This is a genomic window from Roseburia lenta (assembly GCF_014287435.1).
GTDB classification, from domain to species: domain Bacteria; phylum Bacillota; class Clostridia; order Lachnospirales; family Lachnospiraceae; genus Pararoseburia; species Pararoseburia lenta.
The window spans coordinates 229,916-247,558 of the sequence record NZ_JACOPG010000003.1 but is presented as its reverse complement, the minus strand read 5'-3'; the positions used below and the strand labels follow the sequence as shown (position 1 = coordinate 247,558).

The following is a 17,643-nucleotide window of genomic DNA, read 5'->3' as shown; positions in this document are numbered from 1 at the left end:
GTTCCAATCTTATAATACATCCGCAAAGTGGACTTGAAGTTTTTTAAATATTGTGCTACCGATAAGGAAAAGGACAATAGTCACACCCCAAAAATAAATCGTCGTTTCTGGTCGGTTCCAAAACCAAATGCCATTAATCATAGAATCTCTATAACCAGATACGATATAATACATCGGATTTAATTTCAGTATGATCTCAATCGGCTTGGAAATTCTGTCAACCATAGCATCCATATTCCACATAATCGGTGTCATCCACATCAAAATCTGCAAAATAATATTAATCAACTGTGTTAAATCCCGAAAGAAAACCGTCATCGCACTAGTTGCATATATAATTCCCACGCATAAACAAATCATTGCAAAAGAGTAGTACAAAATCTGAAGTGTATATACGGTTGGATAGTAATGATATGCCGCATACAATACGACCATAAAGCCAACAAAAAAAAGATGCACAAACAGACTTGAAATGATTTTTACAATAGGCAATACACTGATCTTGAAAACAACTTTTTTTACAAGATAATTATATTCAACCAGAACATTGCTGCCTGTATTAATTACCTCCGAAAAATAAAACCATGGCACCATACCTGCCACAAGCCATATGACATATGGCACATTAATTCCCGCTTTTGTAATCTGTGTTCCGGCATTTAACGCTTTGTCGAATACAAACCAATATACCAAAATTGTAATAATTGGTTGAATGAACGCCCAAATAATACCAAAATATGAACCTGCAAACTTGGCTTTAAAATCGTTTTTTGACAAATTGAAAATCAGTTTCTTATTCTGCGCAATTTCACGCAAAATTCCACCTGATTTCTTTGTTTTGCTATTACTCATTTCTATTCTCCTCGTTATACATGATACTATCTGTCCATTTTAATTTCCATCCAAAGACAGAATTCTTTCTCACTTGCACTCCAACTTGATATTTATCCCAGCCTGTCAAAAACTCCTCTTTAGGCAGATAACATGAGAATCCTACATAGCATGTACCATCATTCAAATTATTTGCTACATCCTCTCGCATTTCTTTTAATGCTAATGCTCGCACATAATGATTTTGTTCATCACGTAACCAGACATAAACATCGCTGTCATTATCACATTTGGGTTTTCCTGTAGAGTACCATCCACGAACAAATATCTCATTTTCGTCATCATCGAAATTATCAATAATGACAACATAATTGTCCTCATATTTTGAACAATAATGCGTAACCTTTTGTACATCCGCATATACGATTGCCGGTGCACTGTTTCTCACTTCATAATTTACTTTGTCCGGCACTAAATTAACGTTATAAAATGGATCTTTACCATTATACTGAGGATGGCTTTCATACAATCTCTGTCTTTCTTTTAACAGCCTTTTTCTCTTTGCCCCATCCTCATTATCCGTTCCGCGGCTTAATGATTCGTAATGATACAAGGTCACATCATTACGCACGACATTATACCAACCGCATTCAGATAATTTGAAGCACAAATCGACATCATTATAGCCTATCTTCAATTCTTCTTCAAAGCCGCCCACTTGCTCAAACTTGCTCTTTTGAACCACCAAACACGCCGCTGTCACTGCCAGCCAGTTATATTCAATTTTGTTTCTGCCAAAATAATAAATGTCATTATCTGAAAATCCGATCTGACTATGAGACGGTCCTATTTCCAAATTTGTAATACCAATATGCTGTATCACGTTGCTGTCTGGATATAGCAATTTCGCACCGACAGCCCCAACATGTTTTTGTGATGCATGTCCAACCATTCTCTCTAACCATTCGTGACGAAATACTTCTGTGTCATCATTCAAAAACAGCAAGAACTCTCCATTCGCTGCCGCAGCACCAATATTACACATTTTCGAAAAATTAAACTCCATCGGCGTATATATATACTGCGCATTTTTTTCTTTGAGATAATTTTCTATCTTCTTTTTATTACTCTCCTTGCTCCCATTATCCACAACAATAATCTCATACCGATTTCGCGTATAATATGATACAGAATCGATACAACGCATTAGAGTTTCCGGATTATCCTTCGACGGAATAATAATACTTGTCAACGCATCTTTAGGTGCATGGTATACGACACGATACTGATACATATCAGGTACATACTCCACTTCTGCATCAATTCCGCGTCGCGCCAACATTTCTTCTTTCATTTGACGCATTACTTCCAACGCATATGGCTTTGCTTCTGGATTAGATGCGATCGATTCACCTCTCTCTCTCCAATAATACAGTACTTTGGGAATATGCCCCACGCGTTCATTACTACTATGCTCCATAAAACGGAACGTAAAATCATAATCTTGCGTTCCATTATATTGTGTGCGAAGTCCGCCAACTTGTTTTACTATGTCTGCTCGATATACTCCCAAATGGTTTGTGTACATTAATGACATAAACGTATCTGGAGACCAGTCCGGCTTGAAAAATGGCATGTGACGCTTTGTTCCGTCTTCAGACAACTTATCTTCATCAGAATATATGAAATCCAGTTCAGGATCTTTATTTATTGCAACAGCCATTTCATATAATGCATGCTCTGACAAAACATCATCGCAGTCTGAAAAGACTATGTAATCTCCCTTAGTAGCATTAATCCCTGTATTGGTACATTCTGATATATGTCCATTTTCCTTTCGATATATTACCTTTACTCTATCTCTTTTTTCATACTTTCTCAGTACATCACGAACTTCATCCCAAGTCGAACAGTCATCTACCAAAATCAACTCATAATTATGATATGTTTGTCCTAATACAGATTCGATACATTCTTCCAGTTGTTGACGCAATACATTGTATACTGGGATAACAATCGAAAACATCGTACTGGGTGAAATTTTTTCCGTAGTCCAAACGGCTGGTTCCTCTTCCCTAATCCAGTTTTGATATGCATCCGTTGTTTCTTCTTGTGTTTGACAAATAAGATAATCTGCAACTTTTTTTCCATAAGTACGACGTAATGTGCGGTAGTCCTGTTGGCAATTCACACATTCATCTTCCGTAGATTTTTCTTTCGCTACCAATATATTCTTTAGTCTTGGATCCAAATCTGGTCTTGACAATAAGCCTTTTTTCCAATAGATTTCAATATTAGGATTTTTCATGTAAGTATCATAATCCAGACGAGCTAAATATTTTTTTGTATCTTTCTGAACAACAAACCCATCTACTTCCGGTATATCTCCAATTGTCACTGCCTCTTTTTCACTTGGGTAATTGATTAAGCGCATAAACCCAGCCAATGTACTTTTCGCCTCTTCTCGAATCCCAAATGCATCATACATTGGTTCTGCTACCGTGACAAAATCTATAATTCCCTGACACACATTTTTTTTATAATTTTCATCATTTCCTATGGTTTCAAATATTAATTCATCTTCGCCATATTGAAATAATGATTCTGACGGCGCGCCAAAAAACAGTTCTAATAAGGCAACAACCGAATTCAACTCCTGCTGAATCCGCTTATTCTTGTCAATATCGAATAAATATGTATCATATTCAGTGTTTTTCAGTTGGCGTCTACTCTTAACAGTATCCAATATACCGACATAAACAAATCTATTCTCTTTACTGTACCCAATATTCGTCAGTACACGATTCAATAAATATTGGAAACTGCCATTCCAACCACAATCAAAAATAATGCTGTCATTCTGCAACAGGCCAATTTTCTCAAAGTAGTTTTTTGCATTATTTCGCTCTTTCTCACACCTTTTCAGAAATAATGCCTCGTTCATTAAATACAGTTTTTTTACTTTTTCCATATCATCAACTGTATTAATCTTCGCATCTAATCCTGCGAATCCCAAGGATTGAACTTGCTCCTCGGTCACACCCTCTAAAGCAATATAATGAACAACCTCTCCAATCGTCTGCCCCAGTGTATACGGCGGCAATATGCGAAGAGTTTCTTCATTTAATTCCGTAATTCCCGCCAGGGTCAATGCTCGGCGCGATGTATACATATATTGGCATCCGATCCACTCTTGTTTCTCGCTCAGTTGAAACAAATTATATCCATCTCTCGCTAATAAATAACAAGGTCGATTCGGATTAGCCTTTCTCATTTCTTTCAGCCATTTAACAATGCCTACATATAATGGACCACCTACATACGCTCCTAAATCATGCCAAAACTCTCCCGTTTGCACATATCGGCCAACCCCCAGATCGAAAATGCCCATATTTTCTATTTTTGTTTCATTTGGGATTTCATTACGTATGTACAAAAAAGCATTCCATCCCGCTTCTCGCGCTAAGCGAACATCAGAATTTTCATTGTCGCCAATATGTAAAATTGTATTCGGCTTTACCTTTTCTTGTTCAGCAATATAATGATATATATCCCCACGGAATTTTGTATGATTCTCCGTTGCAGAAACATAATATTGCTCAATATCATGATAGCCACAGCCTTCAACTAAGTCTTTTACTGTCGACTTATCCAAATACATATCACTTGTAACGATGATGCGCTTTCCTAAAGATTTTGCATATTGATATATTTCATAGATTTCATCATTTTTTCTTAAAACTTGTTTTTCTATCGCAATTTCTTCTTGCTTTACTTGCTCCCAATCCACTATTGATCCATGATTTTTGGCAAGATACTCATAGGTGTCATCCAAATCAGCATGTGCTTTTTGTTCTGTTTCTTCCACTTCCTGACTTGCCATCATTTGACATCTCTGTCTCCAATTAGCCAATCCACGAATACCCGTTTTCTTTTCCAGTAATGTAAACACATCTTCTGGGGTATTCGTCATTCTTACAATTAAAGTATCAAAGACATCAAAAGATATTATGTCTGCTTGCAGAATTCCACTTTTTAATTGTTCGAGTTGGGGTTCTTTCCACATACTAATCTCCCATTTTCCTATTCAAATAATTTTTTATTAGCCTTGTTAAATGATATGCTTTATACCAAACAGTAGGCATAAACTGATCTATCATTGTTGTCTTTGCATTGATTATCTCTTGCTGTTCTAGAATTGTTGATTGTGCTTCTCTTTCTATTTTTTCAATATAGCGTTGTTTTTCTTCACGTAGTGCCCTTTCATATGATACCACTTCATTCAACCATTCAAAATCATCAGCATACATAATTTCATATCTCACGCAAAACGTTCCTTTTTTTCCTTCCAGATCAACAATTATTTGTGGATCGTTATGATCAAATCCTATCACATTTTCAGACATTTCCACACCATTATATGAGTAACTAAGTGGTTCTCCATTCAAGGATACTTTATCTATCCGAATCATGCACGACTGCTCTATTGGATCCAATCTCAATTTATCGTATGCCTCTTTTATATCTATTTTTATCGCTTGATCATCTCTTCTCTCCCAATAGAAAGTGCAAGTATTTTCCTCGTCATATCCTTTTTCCGTTGGATAGTATACTTTTAGTGGTTCTTTTTTTATTTTCGTTCTTATAATCTTTTGATTGATCTGATTGATACTGAACTGCGGTTTGCATTCATAATTGGCCTTTGTTCGGAAAGTTTCTGTCTCGCCCGCCACATATCGTTGAAAGCAGGCCTCCATTTTTTCAAATATTTCTGCTTCAATAAGCGAAATCTCTCCTAGATCCAATACCTCTTCCCAAGTGTGATTTTTCAGCGCATTCGATGTACTGTTCCAATACAAAAGTGCTCGATACAAAATAAACTTCTGTGGAATTTCAAAGTCAAATGTCCATTCATAATCAATTACATGCCACTTTTCCTCATCTACCAGAACGTTCGGAAAAATCATGTCAATATTGCTGACTTTCGCCAAGTCAATATCTCTCATTTCTACGTTTCCGAAAATTTTCTGTTCATCTGCATTCGGTTGGAAATCACCTCTATACGAGCCGTGCCTCAACAGCCTTTCAACATATTCATTGAGCAATTGACGTACTTTTTTCTCATTTCCTTGCAAGATATACAAATCTAACTTTGACTGAATCGACTCTCCAGATACAAATGCGAACTGCATTCCCTTGTCTGTTCTCTTTACATCATTAATATCGATTGCTGTATCCCCATAACGTTCCACCAGCCACTGATGTTTTTCCGGCATTAACGCTAGATGTTCTGAGATCTGTCCATTTGGATCACTTTTATATATGACTTTGTTTCCATCTGCGATGGCAATCCGTGTTTTGCTGCAGAATTCAGGCGCTCGATCTTCTGAAAATTTTATATAGATTGTCTTCTCCATTACCTATCGCCTTTCTATCTTTACAGCAAATGAGTTCGCGAACTCCGAGAACAGCCCTTCCTCAATTATATTATCCCACACCTTGCTTTCATCAAAGAAACGATAACGAAAGTATTCAAAATTAAAGTCATAATTTTCCAGACTTCCCTTGCTCGGCATCCATTCATCAGAATAGATTTCCATCGGATAGCGATAATCTGGATACGGATAGTAGACTGTACTGTCTACTTCAGGCATCTCAAGGAGCAGATTCATTATTTTCTGATATGAAATAACATCCTCATTCTCTGTCGATTCCAAAGTACGGAAAAAACCGCCCTTTTCATATTGCATCCCTGACCAATATTTTAAGCCAAATTTATTATCAACACACCACAACAACTGTCCATGTTCATCCAATCTTGCCGCAAGAAATTTCATCACTTCTTCCATCGTAGACTGCGTCAATCCCCCCCGAAGCATTCCAAACAGGATAATAACATCATAGGATGCCTGCATATCAATCTTGTCATCTGTTTCTTCAACAGATAACCCTCGTTCTCTTAAGTCTTCTGCAAAAATGGGATTTTCATTATTGACCACAAGAATTTTTTGTTTCTTGTCAAGAATTAACAAATCAAGTATTCTGGCTTGATATTTTTCTTTTTGCACTTGATCCATAATTATATTCTATCACCTATCTCAAAATCCATCTCTCCGTCCACTGCACGAACCAATCCTGGCGCTTATCTCCGGAGATCATAACACCTATCTGATACTTCTGATCGGATTCCTCCAATTTATCCTTATCAACCAGTATCTCAAAACCAACATTTCCATAACGACTGTCATAGGTTCTTCTCGCTTCATCCGATACAAATCTTTCGACCTCGACACGATAACACCTGCCGGATTCACCGCGTAAAACCAAATACAATTCTCTCTTACTATCCACCCGAAGACTACCTGTATAGAACCAACCAACAACACGCACAAGTGAATTCAGATATTCCACACTATTAATGCGCGCCATAAAATTGATAGACTCTGTATCAAAATCAATGACAAAATCTTCCATGCTGCTCTCTGTCTGCAGCGGCTCATGATCGCCAGCCCCCTGCATCTGGATACTAAAGGAGATATTATATCCCCCCAGATTGCGATTATAGAAGGGATCATAACCCTCAAATGCAGGATGATTTTTATACAATTTGCTGCGTTCCATCGCAAGTCGAAGCATCTTTTCATCATCCTGATTGTCAAGCCCACGGCTCACAGACTCATAATGATACAAGATGACGTCATTACGACATACATTATAATAACCAGCCTCTGCCAGTTTAAAACACAGGTCAATATCATTGTAGGCAACCGGAAATTCTTCATCAAAGCCGCCAACCTCATAGAACTTTGCCCTATCAACCATCAAACAGGCGCCGGTCACTGCCAGCCAGTCATATTCCACACGATTTCTCGCGAAATAATAAGACTGTGCATCATCCATATGACTAAATGCATGAGACGGTCCGCAAGTCAGGTTTAACACACCATCATGCTGGATATCTGTCGAATCCGGATATAAAAGTTTGGCTCCAACGGCACCCACATGTTCCTGGGCGGCATGTCCGGTCAGACGATCCAGCCATCCCTGATGCAGGATTCCAATATCATCATTCAAGAATAAGAAATATTTTCCGGATGCATGCTCCGCACCAATATTGCACATATGTGAAAAGTTAAAGGTCTGCTTTTCATAGATGTAGTGTATATTCTTGCCGGCAATATAATCATTGATCTTGTCCTGCACATCCTGCGCACTGCCATTATCCACAATAATGACCTCATAGTTCGGATAATCCGTAAACTCTGCAATGGTAGCCAGACAATGCTTTAAAATATCAAAATTGTCTTTAGACGGAATGATGATACTTACTTTCTCGTTTGTGTCATTGTGGTAGACCAGACGGTATTGGTACTCGCCGTCCACATACTCCACATCGGCATGCAGTCCGCGTCGTGTGATCATTTCTTCTTTTAATTTCTTTGCCACTTCCAGTGCATACGGCTTGGAATTCGGATCATACGCCACCGATTCTTTTCGTTCGCGCCAATGGTAAAGAATTTTGTCTACATGTCCCACGCGCCGATTTGTCGTATGCTCCATAAAGCGCAAAACAAAATCGTAATCCTGACTGCCATTGTACTTTGTGCGCAGACCGCCTACTTCTTTGACGATCTCGGTTCGATACACAGACAGATGATTGGTATAGTTCAGACACATAAAGGCATCCGGTGACCAATCCGGTTTAAAGAAAGGTGTATGACGATCTTTTACAGGTATTGCAAACGTGCCTTCCCTGGTTGCCTGACACTCCTCGGTAATTTTATCCTCATCACTATAGATAAAGTCCAATTCCTGGTTTTCATTCAAAAGATATGCTACCTCATATAATGCCTGCGGAGCCAGAACGTCATCACAATCCATAAAGGCAATGAACTCCCCTTGCACTTGTGCAAGTCCTGTATTGGTCGCCTCTGAAATATTGCCGTTTTCTTCCCGATAGATCACACGGATCTTCGGCATGTCACTGTACTCAGACAGCACCTGTCGGACATTCTCCCATGAAGAATGATCGTCCACCAGGATGAGTTCCCAGTTTTCATATGTCTGTTTTCTGACAGAATCGATGCAGTCGCGCAGCATCTGGCTTGAAACATTATAAACCGGTACTACAACAGAAATCAGAGGGGCATATGACAAGACCCCCTGATTCCAGACCGTCGGCTCTACTTCTTCTATCCACTGTCGGAATACATCAATATTCTGATAGTTACCAATGCGCAATATTCGTTTTATAATACGTTTTGCTTTTCTCGCTGCTCGTCTAATCATGCCGTAAAACTATAACCCTTCTGCAATCTCCATCAGATACTTTCCGTAATCTGTTTTTAAAAGCGGCTGTGCCAGTTTTACCAGCTGCTCCTTATCAATAAATCCTCTCTTGTATGCAATCTCTTCAATACAAGAAATGTAAAGTCCCTGTCGCTTCTGAAAAGCAGATACAAAGTCTGCTGCTGCAAGAAGCATGTCATGGTTTCCTGTATCAAGCCATGCAAATCCACGTCCCAATGTCTCTACGTGCAAATCTCCACGCTCTAAATAAGCGTTGTTTACTGCTGTGATCTCAAGTTCTCCTCTGGCAGACGGCTTGATTGTCTTTGCAATCTCAACGACCGAATTATCATAGAAATACAGACCCGGAACCGCGTAATTTGACTTTGGATTTTCCGGCTTTTCCTCGATCGAAATAGCCTTACCATTTTCGTCAAACTCAACCACGCCATACTCTCTCGGATCTCTGACATAGTAGCCGAAGATGGTAGCCCCAGGTTCGTTCTCAGTTCTATCTGCTGCACGTCTTAATACCTGTGAAAAACTCTGACCATAGAAGATATTATCGCCAAGTACCAACGCCACTGCATCTTTTCCTATAAAGTCTGCACCGATAATAAACGCTTCTGCAAGTCCATTCGGCTGCTCCTGAATGGCATACTGGATATCCATGCCTAACTGACTACCATCTCCAAGAAGATCCTCAAAGACAACCACATCCCTTGGTGTAGAGATAATTAACACTTCACGAATACCTGCCAACATCAGTGTTGACAGCGGATAGTAAATCATCGGCTTATCATATACCGGCATGATCTGCTTGCTGATCGCCTTGGTCAATGGATATAATCTGGTTCCTGAACCACCTGCTAAAATGATACCTTTCATCTTAAAATTCCTCCTTTACACACTCCAGCGCTGCCATAAGCACCTTGTCCATATCGTAATACTTGTACTGTCCCAAACGTCCGCCAAAGATCACATTGCCTTCCTTGGCAGCAAGTTCTGCATATTTCTCATACAAAGCATTGTTCTTCTCGTTGTTGACCGGATAGTATGGCTCTACGCCCGGCTTCCACTCAGAAGAATATTCTCTTGAAATGATGGTTGTCGGTTGCTTGCCAAACTCAAAATGCTTGTGCTCAATGATACGGGTATATGGAACTTCGCGCTCTGTGTAGTTGACTACAGCGTTGCCCTGGTAGTTTTCCATATCCAGTTTCTCTGTCTCAAAGCGGACAGAACGATACTCCAGTGGTCCAAACTTAGAATCAAAGTATTCATCGATCTGACCGGTAAAGAGTATCCGATCATAAGAGACTTCAGTGCCGTCAGATAACTTTCCGGACTTTTTCAGATCAAAGAAATCCTCTCCGGTAACGACATCGATGCCATCCAGCATCTTCTCAACGATCTGTGTATAACCGCCCATTGGGATACCCTGGAAACGGTCGTTAAAGTAGTTGTTGTCGTAAGTAAAGCGCATCGGCAGTCTCTTGATGATGAATGCCGGAAGTTCTGTACAGTCTCTTCCCCACTGCTTCTCGGTATAACCCTTGACCAGTTTCTCATAGACATCTTTACCGGCAAGAGACAATGCCTGCTCCTCCAAATTCTTTGGCTCGTCTATATCATACTCTGCCTTCTGCTTCTCGATAATATCCTTAGCCTCCTGCGGTGTACGGATGCCCCACATCTTGCTAAAGGTATTCATGTTGAATGGCAGGTTATAAAGTTCGTCCTTGTAAACTGCGATCGGAGAGTTGATATAATTGTTAAATTCTGCAAACTGATTGATGTATTCCCAGATAGCCTTGTCCGAGGTATGGAAGATATGCGCACCGTAAACATGTACGTTGATACCGTCTACTTCCTTGGTATAAATGTTACCCGCGATGTGATCGCGCTTATCGATAACAAGTACTTCCTTTCCTCTCTTTTTTGCTTCGTATGCAAATGTGGCTCCGAAAAGTCCAGCACCTACTACGAGATAGTCATAATGCTTCATAATCTCTGTCTTCCTTTCTTATTTAAATCCGAACATAGTTAATTGTATTGTAGCAATTTTGTAACATTTTGACAACCTTATGCTAGCAATTAGACAGGATAAAGCCTCCTCACCCATATAGAAAAGGCAGAAGTCATCCTTTGACTTCTGCCCTCTGTAAGTTAGTTTCCTTTGCGTCCTTCCTTGTATCCCCAGTTTATATAGTGATTATAATACATGGCTGTATTGTTCCCATATGCCTGGCGTAAATCCGCGTAGCGCGCTTTATAATTATTTACAACGAAAGATGCTTTCGCGATACGACCTTCTTTCATACCATAATTTACAAAATGAGCCAGTACTGCCTGATCATCATAGCCATATGCACGGAATACATCCGGGTTTTTATCTATATAGTATTGATAATCATAAACCTTTCCGTAATCAGTACCATTAAGTGTTGTTATCGCCCCCTGCAGGCGTATGCAGCCACTGCCCTTGCGTCCTTCCTGTCTTCCCCACTGCAGATAGTGCAAATAATAAGATTTCAGATTGTTCCCGTAAGCACGACGCAGATCGCTATACTGCAGGCGATATGAGGTCACATCAAAAGACGCTTTCGCAATGCGTCCCTCATTCATTCCATAATGGATGAAATGAAGAAGTACCGCCTGATCATCGTAGCCATATGCCCGAAATACATCCGAATACCGGCTCACATAAGTATTATAATCATAAACTGCTGCATAATCGATGCCATCATACCTTGTCAGTCCGTTTTGCAGCACATTACATCCTGTTCCCTGACGCCCTTCGCTTCTTCCCCACTGAAGATAATGCATATAATAAGGCTTCAGATCATTTCCATAAGCGCGACGCAGATCACTGTACTGCAGACGATATGAGGTCGCATTAAAACTTGCCTTGGCCTGACGTCCTTCACTCATGCCATAATTGATAAAGTGCTGTAACAGTTGACTGCAATCATAACCATATGCCTGTTTCAAGTCAGCATACTGATCCGCATAATAGTATGGATCAAAAACACTACTGTAATCCACTCCATTATATACCGCATTGTAGGTTCGCTCCACCGGTGTTGGTGTCGGCTCAGGATTTGGCTTCGGTGTCGGTTCCGGCTTTGGTTCCGGCTCTGGCTCTGGCTCAGGCGTTGGTTCCGGTGTAGATGGTATCTCATCATCCAGAGCCTGATAACGCCTTACATCCATCGTCCCATCACTCTGTGGTGTCGATGCACAGTATAGAATTCCATCCATTCTTCCCAGCGCAGTTCCAAACGCCGGAGAATAAACCGTACTTCCCAGCATTGTCGTGTCGGTCGGATCTGCCACAGTAGAACTATATACATTTACTTTCCCATCTGCAGTTACAATGGCATAGTAAAGATTTTGTTTTCCTGCTGTCAGACCGATATCCAGAAGGTTACTGCCCAGTGAAGACATAACCGTTTCTGTAACGCCTCCTGACATATCCATTGTGGTTAATTTGGCACTACCTGTGCTTTCATTACTCAAAAGATATACATGATCCCCTGTTGTTTTGACCACGATCTTCTTCGCATACGCATCGGTATTCTTATGCGTAGAAGTCCATTGATCATTTTTATATACCATCACACTCGTTGTCCGCTCTGTAAAATCACCATATGCCAGAGCAGGAAATCCATTATACGAAAACAATACCGGACTTACCAGATAAGAAACATTTAGCTGCGGTCCCACAGCCTTCCAGGAATCATTCTCTAAAAGATATAACTGTGGATTTTTATTGTCCTTAGCGACGATCGTAGCCAGTTTATCTCCGATCACCCCCAGCACGGGATGATTAGTAGCATATGCATTCATAGTCGTTATTTCCTTCCAGGCATTCCCGCTATATTTTTTCAAGACGCTGCAGTTATTGCGATAATCAGAAATCAACGCATACAAACTACCATTGCAACTCTCTATGCTCACAGATGATGACACATTATCTATAGGCTTGCCTAGATTCGTCCAATTCGCTCCATCATACTGTAAAACAGTCGAAGAATTTGTATTCTGTGCCAAAACATAAATAGCGTTTCCATCTGTAGCCAACTGTGTAGCACTGGCATTCATCGTGGACAATGGTGTCGTCCCATCCTGACTCGTCACCGTCTCCCACAGATTCATATTTGCATAATCTGGAAATGTCACATCGAATGTGATTGAGTCATCCGTCTGCGCAGTCACACTGATTGTCATGCCGGAATTGCGCCCGTCACTGTAACAGATGGCATTATCAACAATCGTTTTTGACAAATCCTCCGATCCGATAGACTGTCTGCCGGATATGTAGGTCGGCATCCCTGCCGCAGCCTTTGTAATATCGCCCGCGGATGCATTCCCCCCGGTATCATCCGGTCGAAATACATAGATATAGTCATTACCACGCAGATTTCCATCCGTAGCATATGCCGGATTCACACGATATACGATAAGCCCGGCTCCTGACATGTTCTGATCCAAGTCCGCTGAATACTTTTTGCCCGGTTTACGATATTCCACCACAAAATATTCACTGGATGAAAATGGTGTATAAAACTTATAAGCCTGACTCTTTCCGCCATTCGCATATGCACTATCCATATCATACAATGTGTAGGTTGAGCTTGTCGCTGTCTTTTGGGCAATCTTTGCCCAGCCTATATTCTCTCTTGTCGTTGCCAAAAGTGATGGTCTGCCCAGTGATCCTGCCATAAGATCCCACATTCCAACCGGTGTTCCATTCATTCCCGATGTACGGTAATAATCCGGCACACCAAATGTGTGCACATACTCATGCGCTGCAGTTGCAATATCAAAAGAATCCCAAAATGTGCCCGACGAAAGTGTCGTTGTACAAGTTTCAAGTATATTATAATAACCTATGGTCTTGCCGGCAAAAGTATAGTTATTTCCGGCATTGGTTGTGTGCGGTGTAAACTGCCCTGTCTTTGGTACAGATGCCAGAATCATCAGGTTGTCGATTGCCCCATCACCGTCCCGATCCAGAAGTGTCCCATCATAAGTTGGATACTTTTCCGTCAGTTTTTGAGCGACCTCAGCAACCAGAGAAATCTCATTTGATCCCTGGTATTCCGCCAGTGTCTTGTCCAACGTGATATATTCCACTCTTTCACCTGACACAGTCTGCGGGAAAAGTGACTCCACCTGATGTGCCCCACCGGAAAGCCTCGACAGATATTCCCGAAATGATCCGATCGCAAAGGTGTCATTCTCTCCATTGAAACGCCTTTGCAACAAGCCCCAATAAGTTGTCGGGGCTCCCGAAATCTGTGAGGTATATGGTGTATTATAACCCGTATCGTCGTCTCCCACAGTATCTCCCTGATAACGTACAATGACAACCAGGTTCGCTGCCCGGCCTGTCGATGGTGCTGCCTGAATCGTCATCATCCCTGCATCCCCCAATAGCATGATCGCACACAGCAGAAAAACTGACATTACACGACCCGATCTTATTTTTTTCCTTCGTCTTACCATATACATCTCCCTTCGTTTATCAAATTCATGTTCACTTTTCTTCGCTTTAACCTATGCAACCAGGCTTTTATAACATCAATCAAAGAAATATATACACACTATAGTCACAACCCCAGATACTTCTCCCAGTATCCAAGGCTCGTGATCTCTTTTTTCGCCTCTGCCCACTGCTGCATCATGACATCGTGGTTCTTTCTGATTTTCTTTGTCATCTTCAGATAGTCACAAAAATCTTTCCAGCCTCTTGCATAACTCTTCTCTGTCATATAGCCTTTGCGCTTTTCTTCATCATAGTGGAAGATCTTCTTAGCACCAAAAGCAATGCCACTATCGCGCAGTCCGGCGACCTTGAGTGCCCTTGTGCTCGGAAGAATCCAGCGTATGATCGCCCAGACACTCCATGCCAGATAATGGCTGTGGAATCCATTTTCTTCTACCATATCCTCGGTCAGATCATAGGCAGACAATTCCTCGTATTTATAATTATACTTGGTCAGTGCTGCGTGCTTCTCAAGCGGATCCAATGTCTTAAAGAAGTCCGGTCCCTTGTAAAAATCATCGATAGCCTCATAGATGATCTCTGCATCTTCATAACGATAACGGTTCAAGGCACCGACAATACGGTTTGATAAATGATGGATCACATCGCCTGCTGTTGCACAGGTTTCGGACCCTGCCATGCCGATCAGCATATTGCGGATATCGTAATAGGTCATACGCGTTGCCGCCTTGTTGATCCCCTGTGGATGCCATACACAGATACCGTTCAGAAGAATTGTGCCATTTTTCTCATTTCGCACCCCATATTCCATATCATCATAATGGATAAACAAAGGTATCGGCAGATTATCTTCCGTAATAATAGAGGTCGGGATAACACTGTACCACCAGCCACTGTAATTGATCGGATTTTCACATTCATTGGTGGCAACACATTCCTGTCTGCGCAGATCCCACATCTTATTGTAAAAAGTCACCTGCGTGCCACGCCATCTTGCCCCAGCCTCAAACTGCTTATAGCGAAGATTTAACATGAACATTTCACCGCCAACCATCATATCATGATGCTCTTCATCAACGAATTGCAGGAAATGATAGGTTCTCTCCAACACATCTGTAGAAAGAATAATATCGTCATCCATCAATATGATATGGGTAAATGGCGAGTCCTGGCGATGGAAAAGAGACTCGATCATGGTTCTTGTAAAACCGCCTGCTCCACCGGCATTTTTATTCGGGAAAAGATGCACCTTGTCACTCTGGAAGGTATCCTGCGGCACCGTCTGTCCGTTATCTGATATATAAATTTCTACATGATCGCACAATGGCGACATGGCATTATTGATGACCTTATCCAGTACCAGATTCACATTTTTCTTTAAAAATTCTTCTCTCTGGAAAGTGCAGATGCCAAGTACCAGTTCCACCGGATTGACATCCTCTTTCTCTACGTCTGTGGTATATGCTCCCGACAAAAGAGAAACTGCATCCTCGCACGGCGCCATCGTAATATAGTAAATGCCCTCATCGGCTAATTCGGAGAAATGAATGATCGTCCTGATCGCCTGCTGTCCCTGGTCCGTTACAAATGCTTCTGCTTCCTGTGGGCAGTCCATTTCCCGTCTTTTGTTGTGCAAGAAACTGTACATGGTCTCCTCATCCGGGAACTCATGCCACATATGCTCTGTTTCTACCATGCCAACCGTCTGATAGGCTCTGACCTCTACCGGACCACTGGTCACGATCTCCAATGCCAGATTCGACAACTTGGTGTATTTCTTCCATTTTCCAATGGAAAAAGCATTGAAATACGTATCCAGGGATAATATCTCTCCCTGCTTGATCTCAAGTGGGAAAGATTCTGCTGCCACTTCCGATGCTTTCACGCCATCGATCAGTTTATGGAACATGACATTCCCATCATCATATGGATAGGTCGTAATATCATTTCCCTCTTTATCCACTTTTCTAAAATACATCCCCCACTCATTGCATACTTCCTTGCTTGGTCCGATCAATTTTTGAATAATCACTGTTTCCATCCTCCTATCTCCGGTGCAAAACGCATCCCAGCCGTCATTCCTTTCCACATCGTAGCAATGCGCATTTTCTTTCCATCCCTACTCTTAAACAGGATGCGCAGCATATTTAGGAAAAATGCCGCAAAGTAAATACAGACTTCTTTTGTCCCATGCCTTTTTGCCGTGCACAGATCATTACGAAATGCATAAAAATATCTTGGCACACGTTCTATATCATCAATCACAATATTACTTCCGGCATTGGTCTTCATTTTGTGGATAGCCACGCTTTCTTTGACATGATAGCATGGATAAGTCTCCGAAATCCGAAGCGTGTATTCCTTATCATCGCCCCAGATGAAATACTCTTTGACCGGCAGCCCTTTGTTTTCCACTGCCACTCTTGTAAAGAGAAGTGAAACAAAGGTTGCACTATCCACCGCCTGCAGGGTCAAGGCACTTTCTTCTGCACCCTTGCCGGACACAGTCACTTCCTGTCCCACATAATGCTGACGGTTCATCTGGCAAGGACTTCCATCTGTCCAAAGGACCGTTGATGAGACAAAACCAATCTCGTCCTGCGGTGCGACCTCATTTCCAGCGCACATCATGCCATCCAATAATTTTTGCAAGGCATCTGCCTGCGGTATCGTATCATCATCCATGATCCAGATCGCATCTGCCCCATGTTCATACGCCCATTTCATACCGGTATAAAATCCACCGGCTCCACCCGTATTCTCTGCCAGATGGGTCGCATAGATCCGCCTGTCTTCGGCATCGCCTGCCGATACCATGCCATCTATCCACTCTTTTGTGCCATCCGTACTGGCATTATCCACGAGAAAAATATCTAATTGTGTATCCCGGTCTACTTTCTGCTCTCGAAGAGCCTGTAGACACTCTTTCAACAAATCTATCCGATTGTATGTGACTACTACTGCTGTTACATGTTGCATCCTGCTCTCACACTCTTACCTTTCCATCC

10 protein-coding genes are annotated in these 17,643 nt (G+C 41.3%); all 10 read right to left on the bottom strand.

The features are described from left to right. Positions 1-9 precede the first annotated feature (9 nt). A complete protein-coding gene (locus H8R94_RS08610) occupies positions 10-852 on the bottom strand; it encodes an ABC transporter permease (RefSeq protein ID WP_186854412.1) in 843 nt (280 codons plus the stop codon). After that, the gene (locus tag H8R94_RS08605; protein ID WP_186854411.1) at positions 845-4,897 is read right to left on the bottom strand and encodes an HAD-IA family hydrolase; all 4,053 of its coding nucleotides are present in this window, start codon (positions 4,895-4,897) and stop codon (positions 845-847) included. The genes H8R94_RS08610 and H8R94_RS08605 overlap by 8 nt, the downstream gene beginning before the upstream one ends. A gap of 1 nt (position 4,898) precedes the next feature. Continuing rightward, a complete protein-coding gene (locus tag H8R94_RS08600; protein ID WP_186854410.1) occupies positions 4,899-6,248 on the bottom strand; it encodes a hypothetical protein in 1,350 nt (449 codons plus the stop codon). 3 nt (positions 6,249-6,251) lie between these two features. After that, on the bottom strand, positions 6,252-6,908 hold the full coding sequence (locus tag H8R94_RS08595) for a hypothetical protein (RefSeq protein WP_186854409.1): 657 nt from the start codon (positions 6,906-6,908) through the stop codon (positions 6,252-6,254). Positions 6,909-6,924: 16 nt separating this feature from the next. After that, positions 6,925-9,120, bottom strand: coding sequence for a glycosyltransferase family 2 protein (locus H8R94_RS08590; protein WP_186854408.1), 2,196 nt, complete (start codon positions 9,118-9,120; stop codon positions 6,925-6,927). A gap of 9 nt (positions 9,121-9,129) precedes the next feature. Beyond that, complete coding sequence (gene rfbA / locus H8R94_RS08585) at positions 9,130-10,008, bottom strand: glucose-1-phosphate thymidylyltransferase RfbA (RefSeq protein ID WP_118281561.1); 879 nt, start codon at positions 10,006-10,008, stop codon at positions 9,130-9,132. 1 nt (position 10,009) lies between these two features. Next, on the bottom strand, positions 10,010-11,128 hold the full coding sequence (gene glf, locus H8R94_RS08580; protein ID WP_178010820.1) for a UDP-galactopyranose mutase: 1,119 nt from the start codon (positions 11,126-11,128) through the stop codon (positions 10,010-10,012). 161 nt (positions 11,129-11,289) lie between these two features. Continuing rightward, a complete protein-coding gene (locus H8R94_RS08575; protein WP_186854407.1) occupies positions 11,290-14,547 on the bottom strand; it encodes a metallopeptidase domain-containing protein in 3,258 nt (1,085 codons plus the stop codon). A 191-nt stretch (positions 14,548-14,738) separates the two neighbouring features. Next, entirely contained in the window at positions 14,739-16,676 is a 1,938-nt protein-coding gene (locus H8R94_RS08570; RefSeq protein ID WP_186854406.1) for a glycosyltransferase, read from the bottom strand. Next, positions 16,664-17,614 (bottom strand): glycosyltransferase family 2 protein, encoded by a 951-nt coding sequence (locus tag H8R94_RS08565; RefSeq protein WP_118535405.1) that lies wholly within the window; start codon positions 17,612-17,614, stop codon positions 16,664-16,666. Before H8R94_RS08565 ends, H8R94_RS08570 begins: the two co-directional genes overlap by 13 nt. Positions 17,615-17,643 lie beyond the last annotated feature (29 nt).

Excerpts from the sequence above, each read along its gene's own strand:
- H8R94_RS08610 (WP_186854412.1), bottom strand. The coding sequence starts at position 852 with ATGAGTAATAGCAAAACAAAGAAATCAGGTGGAATTTTGCGTGAAATT.
- H8R94_RS08590 (WP_186854408.1), bottom strand. The coding sequence starts at position 9,120 with ATGATTAGACGAGCAGCGAGAAAAGCAAAACGTATTATAAAACGAATA.
- H8R94_RS08605 (WP_186854411.1), bottom strand. The coding sequence starts at position 4,897 with ATGTGGAAAGAACCCCAACTCGAACAATTAAAAAGTGGAATTCTGCAA.
- glf (WP_178010820.1), bottom strand. The coding sequence starts at position 11,128 with ATGAAGCATTATGACTATCTCGTAGTAGGTGCTGGACTTTTCGGAGCC.
- H8R94_RS08570 (WP_186854406.1), bottom strand. The coding sequence starts at position 16,676 with ATGGAAACAGTGATTATTCAAAAATTGATCGGACCAAGCAAGGAAGTA.
- H8R94_RS08575 (WP_186854407.1), bottom strand. The coding sequence starts at position 14,547 with ATGATGACGATTCAGGCAGCACCATCGACAGGCCGGGCAGCGAACCTG.
- H8R94_RS08565 (WP_118535405.1), bottom strand. The coding sequence starts at position 17,614 with ATGCAACATGTAACAGCAGTAGTAGTCACATACAATCGGATAGATTTG.
- H8R94_RS08595 (WP_186854409.1), bottom strand. The coding sequence starts at position 6,908 with ATGGATCAAGTGCAAAAAGAAAAATATCAAGCCAGAATACTTGATTTG.
- rfbA (WP_118281561.1), bottom strand. The coding sequence starts at position 10,008 with ATGAAAGGTATCATTTTAGCAGGTGGTTCAGGAACCAGATTATATCCA.
- H8R94_RS08600 (WP_186854410.1), bottom strand. The coding sequence starts at position 6,248 with ATGGAGAAGACAATCTATATAAAATTTTCAGAAGATCGAGCGCCTGAA.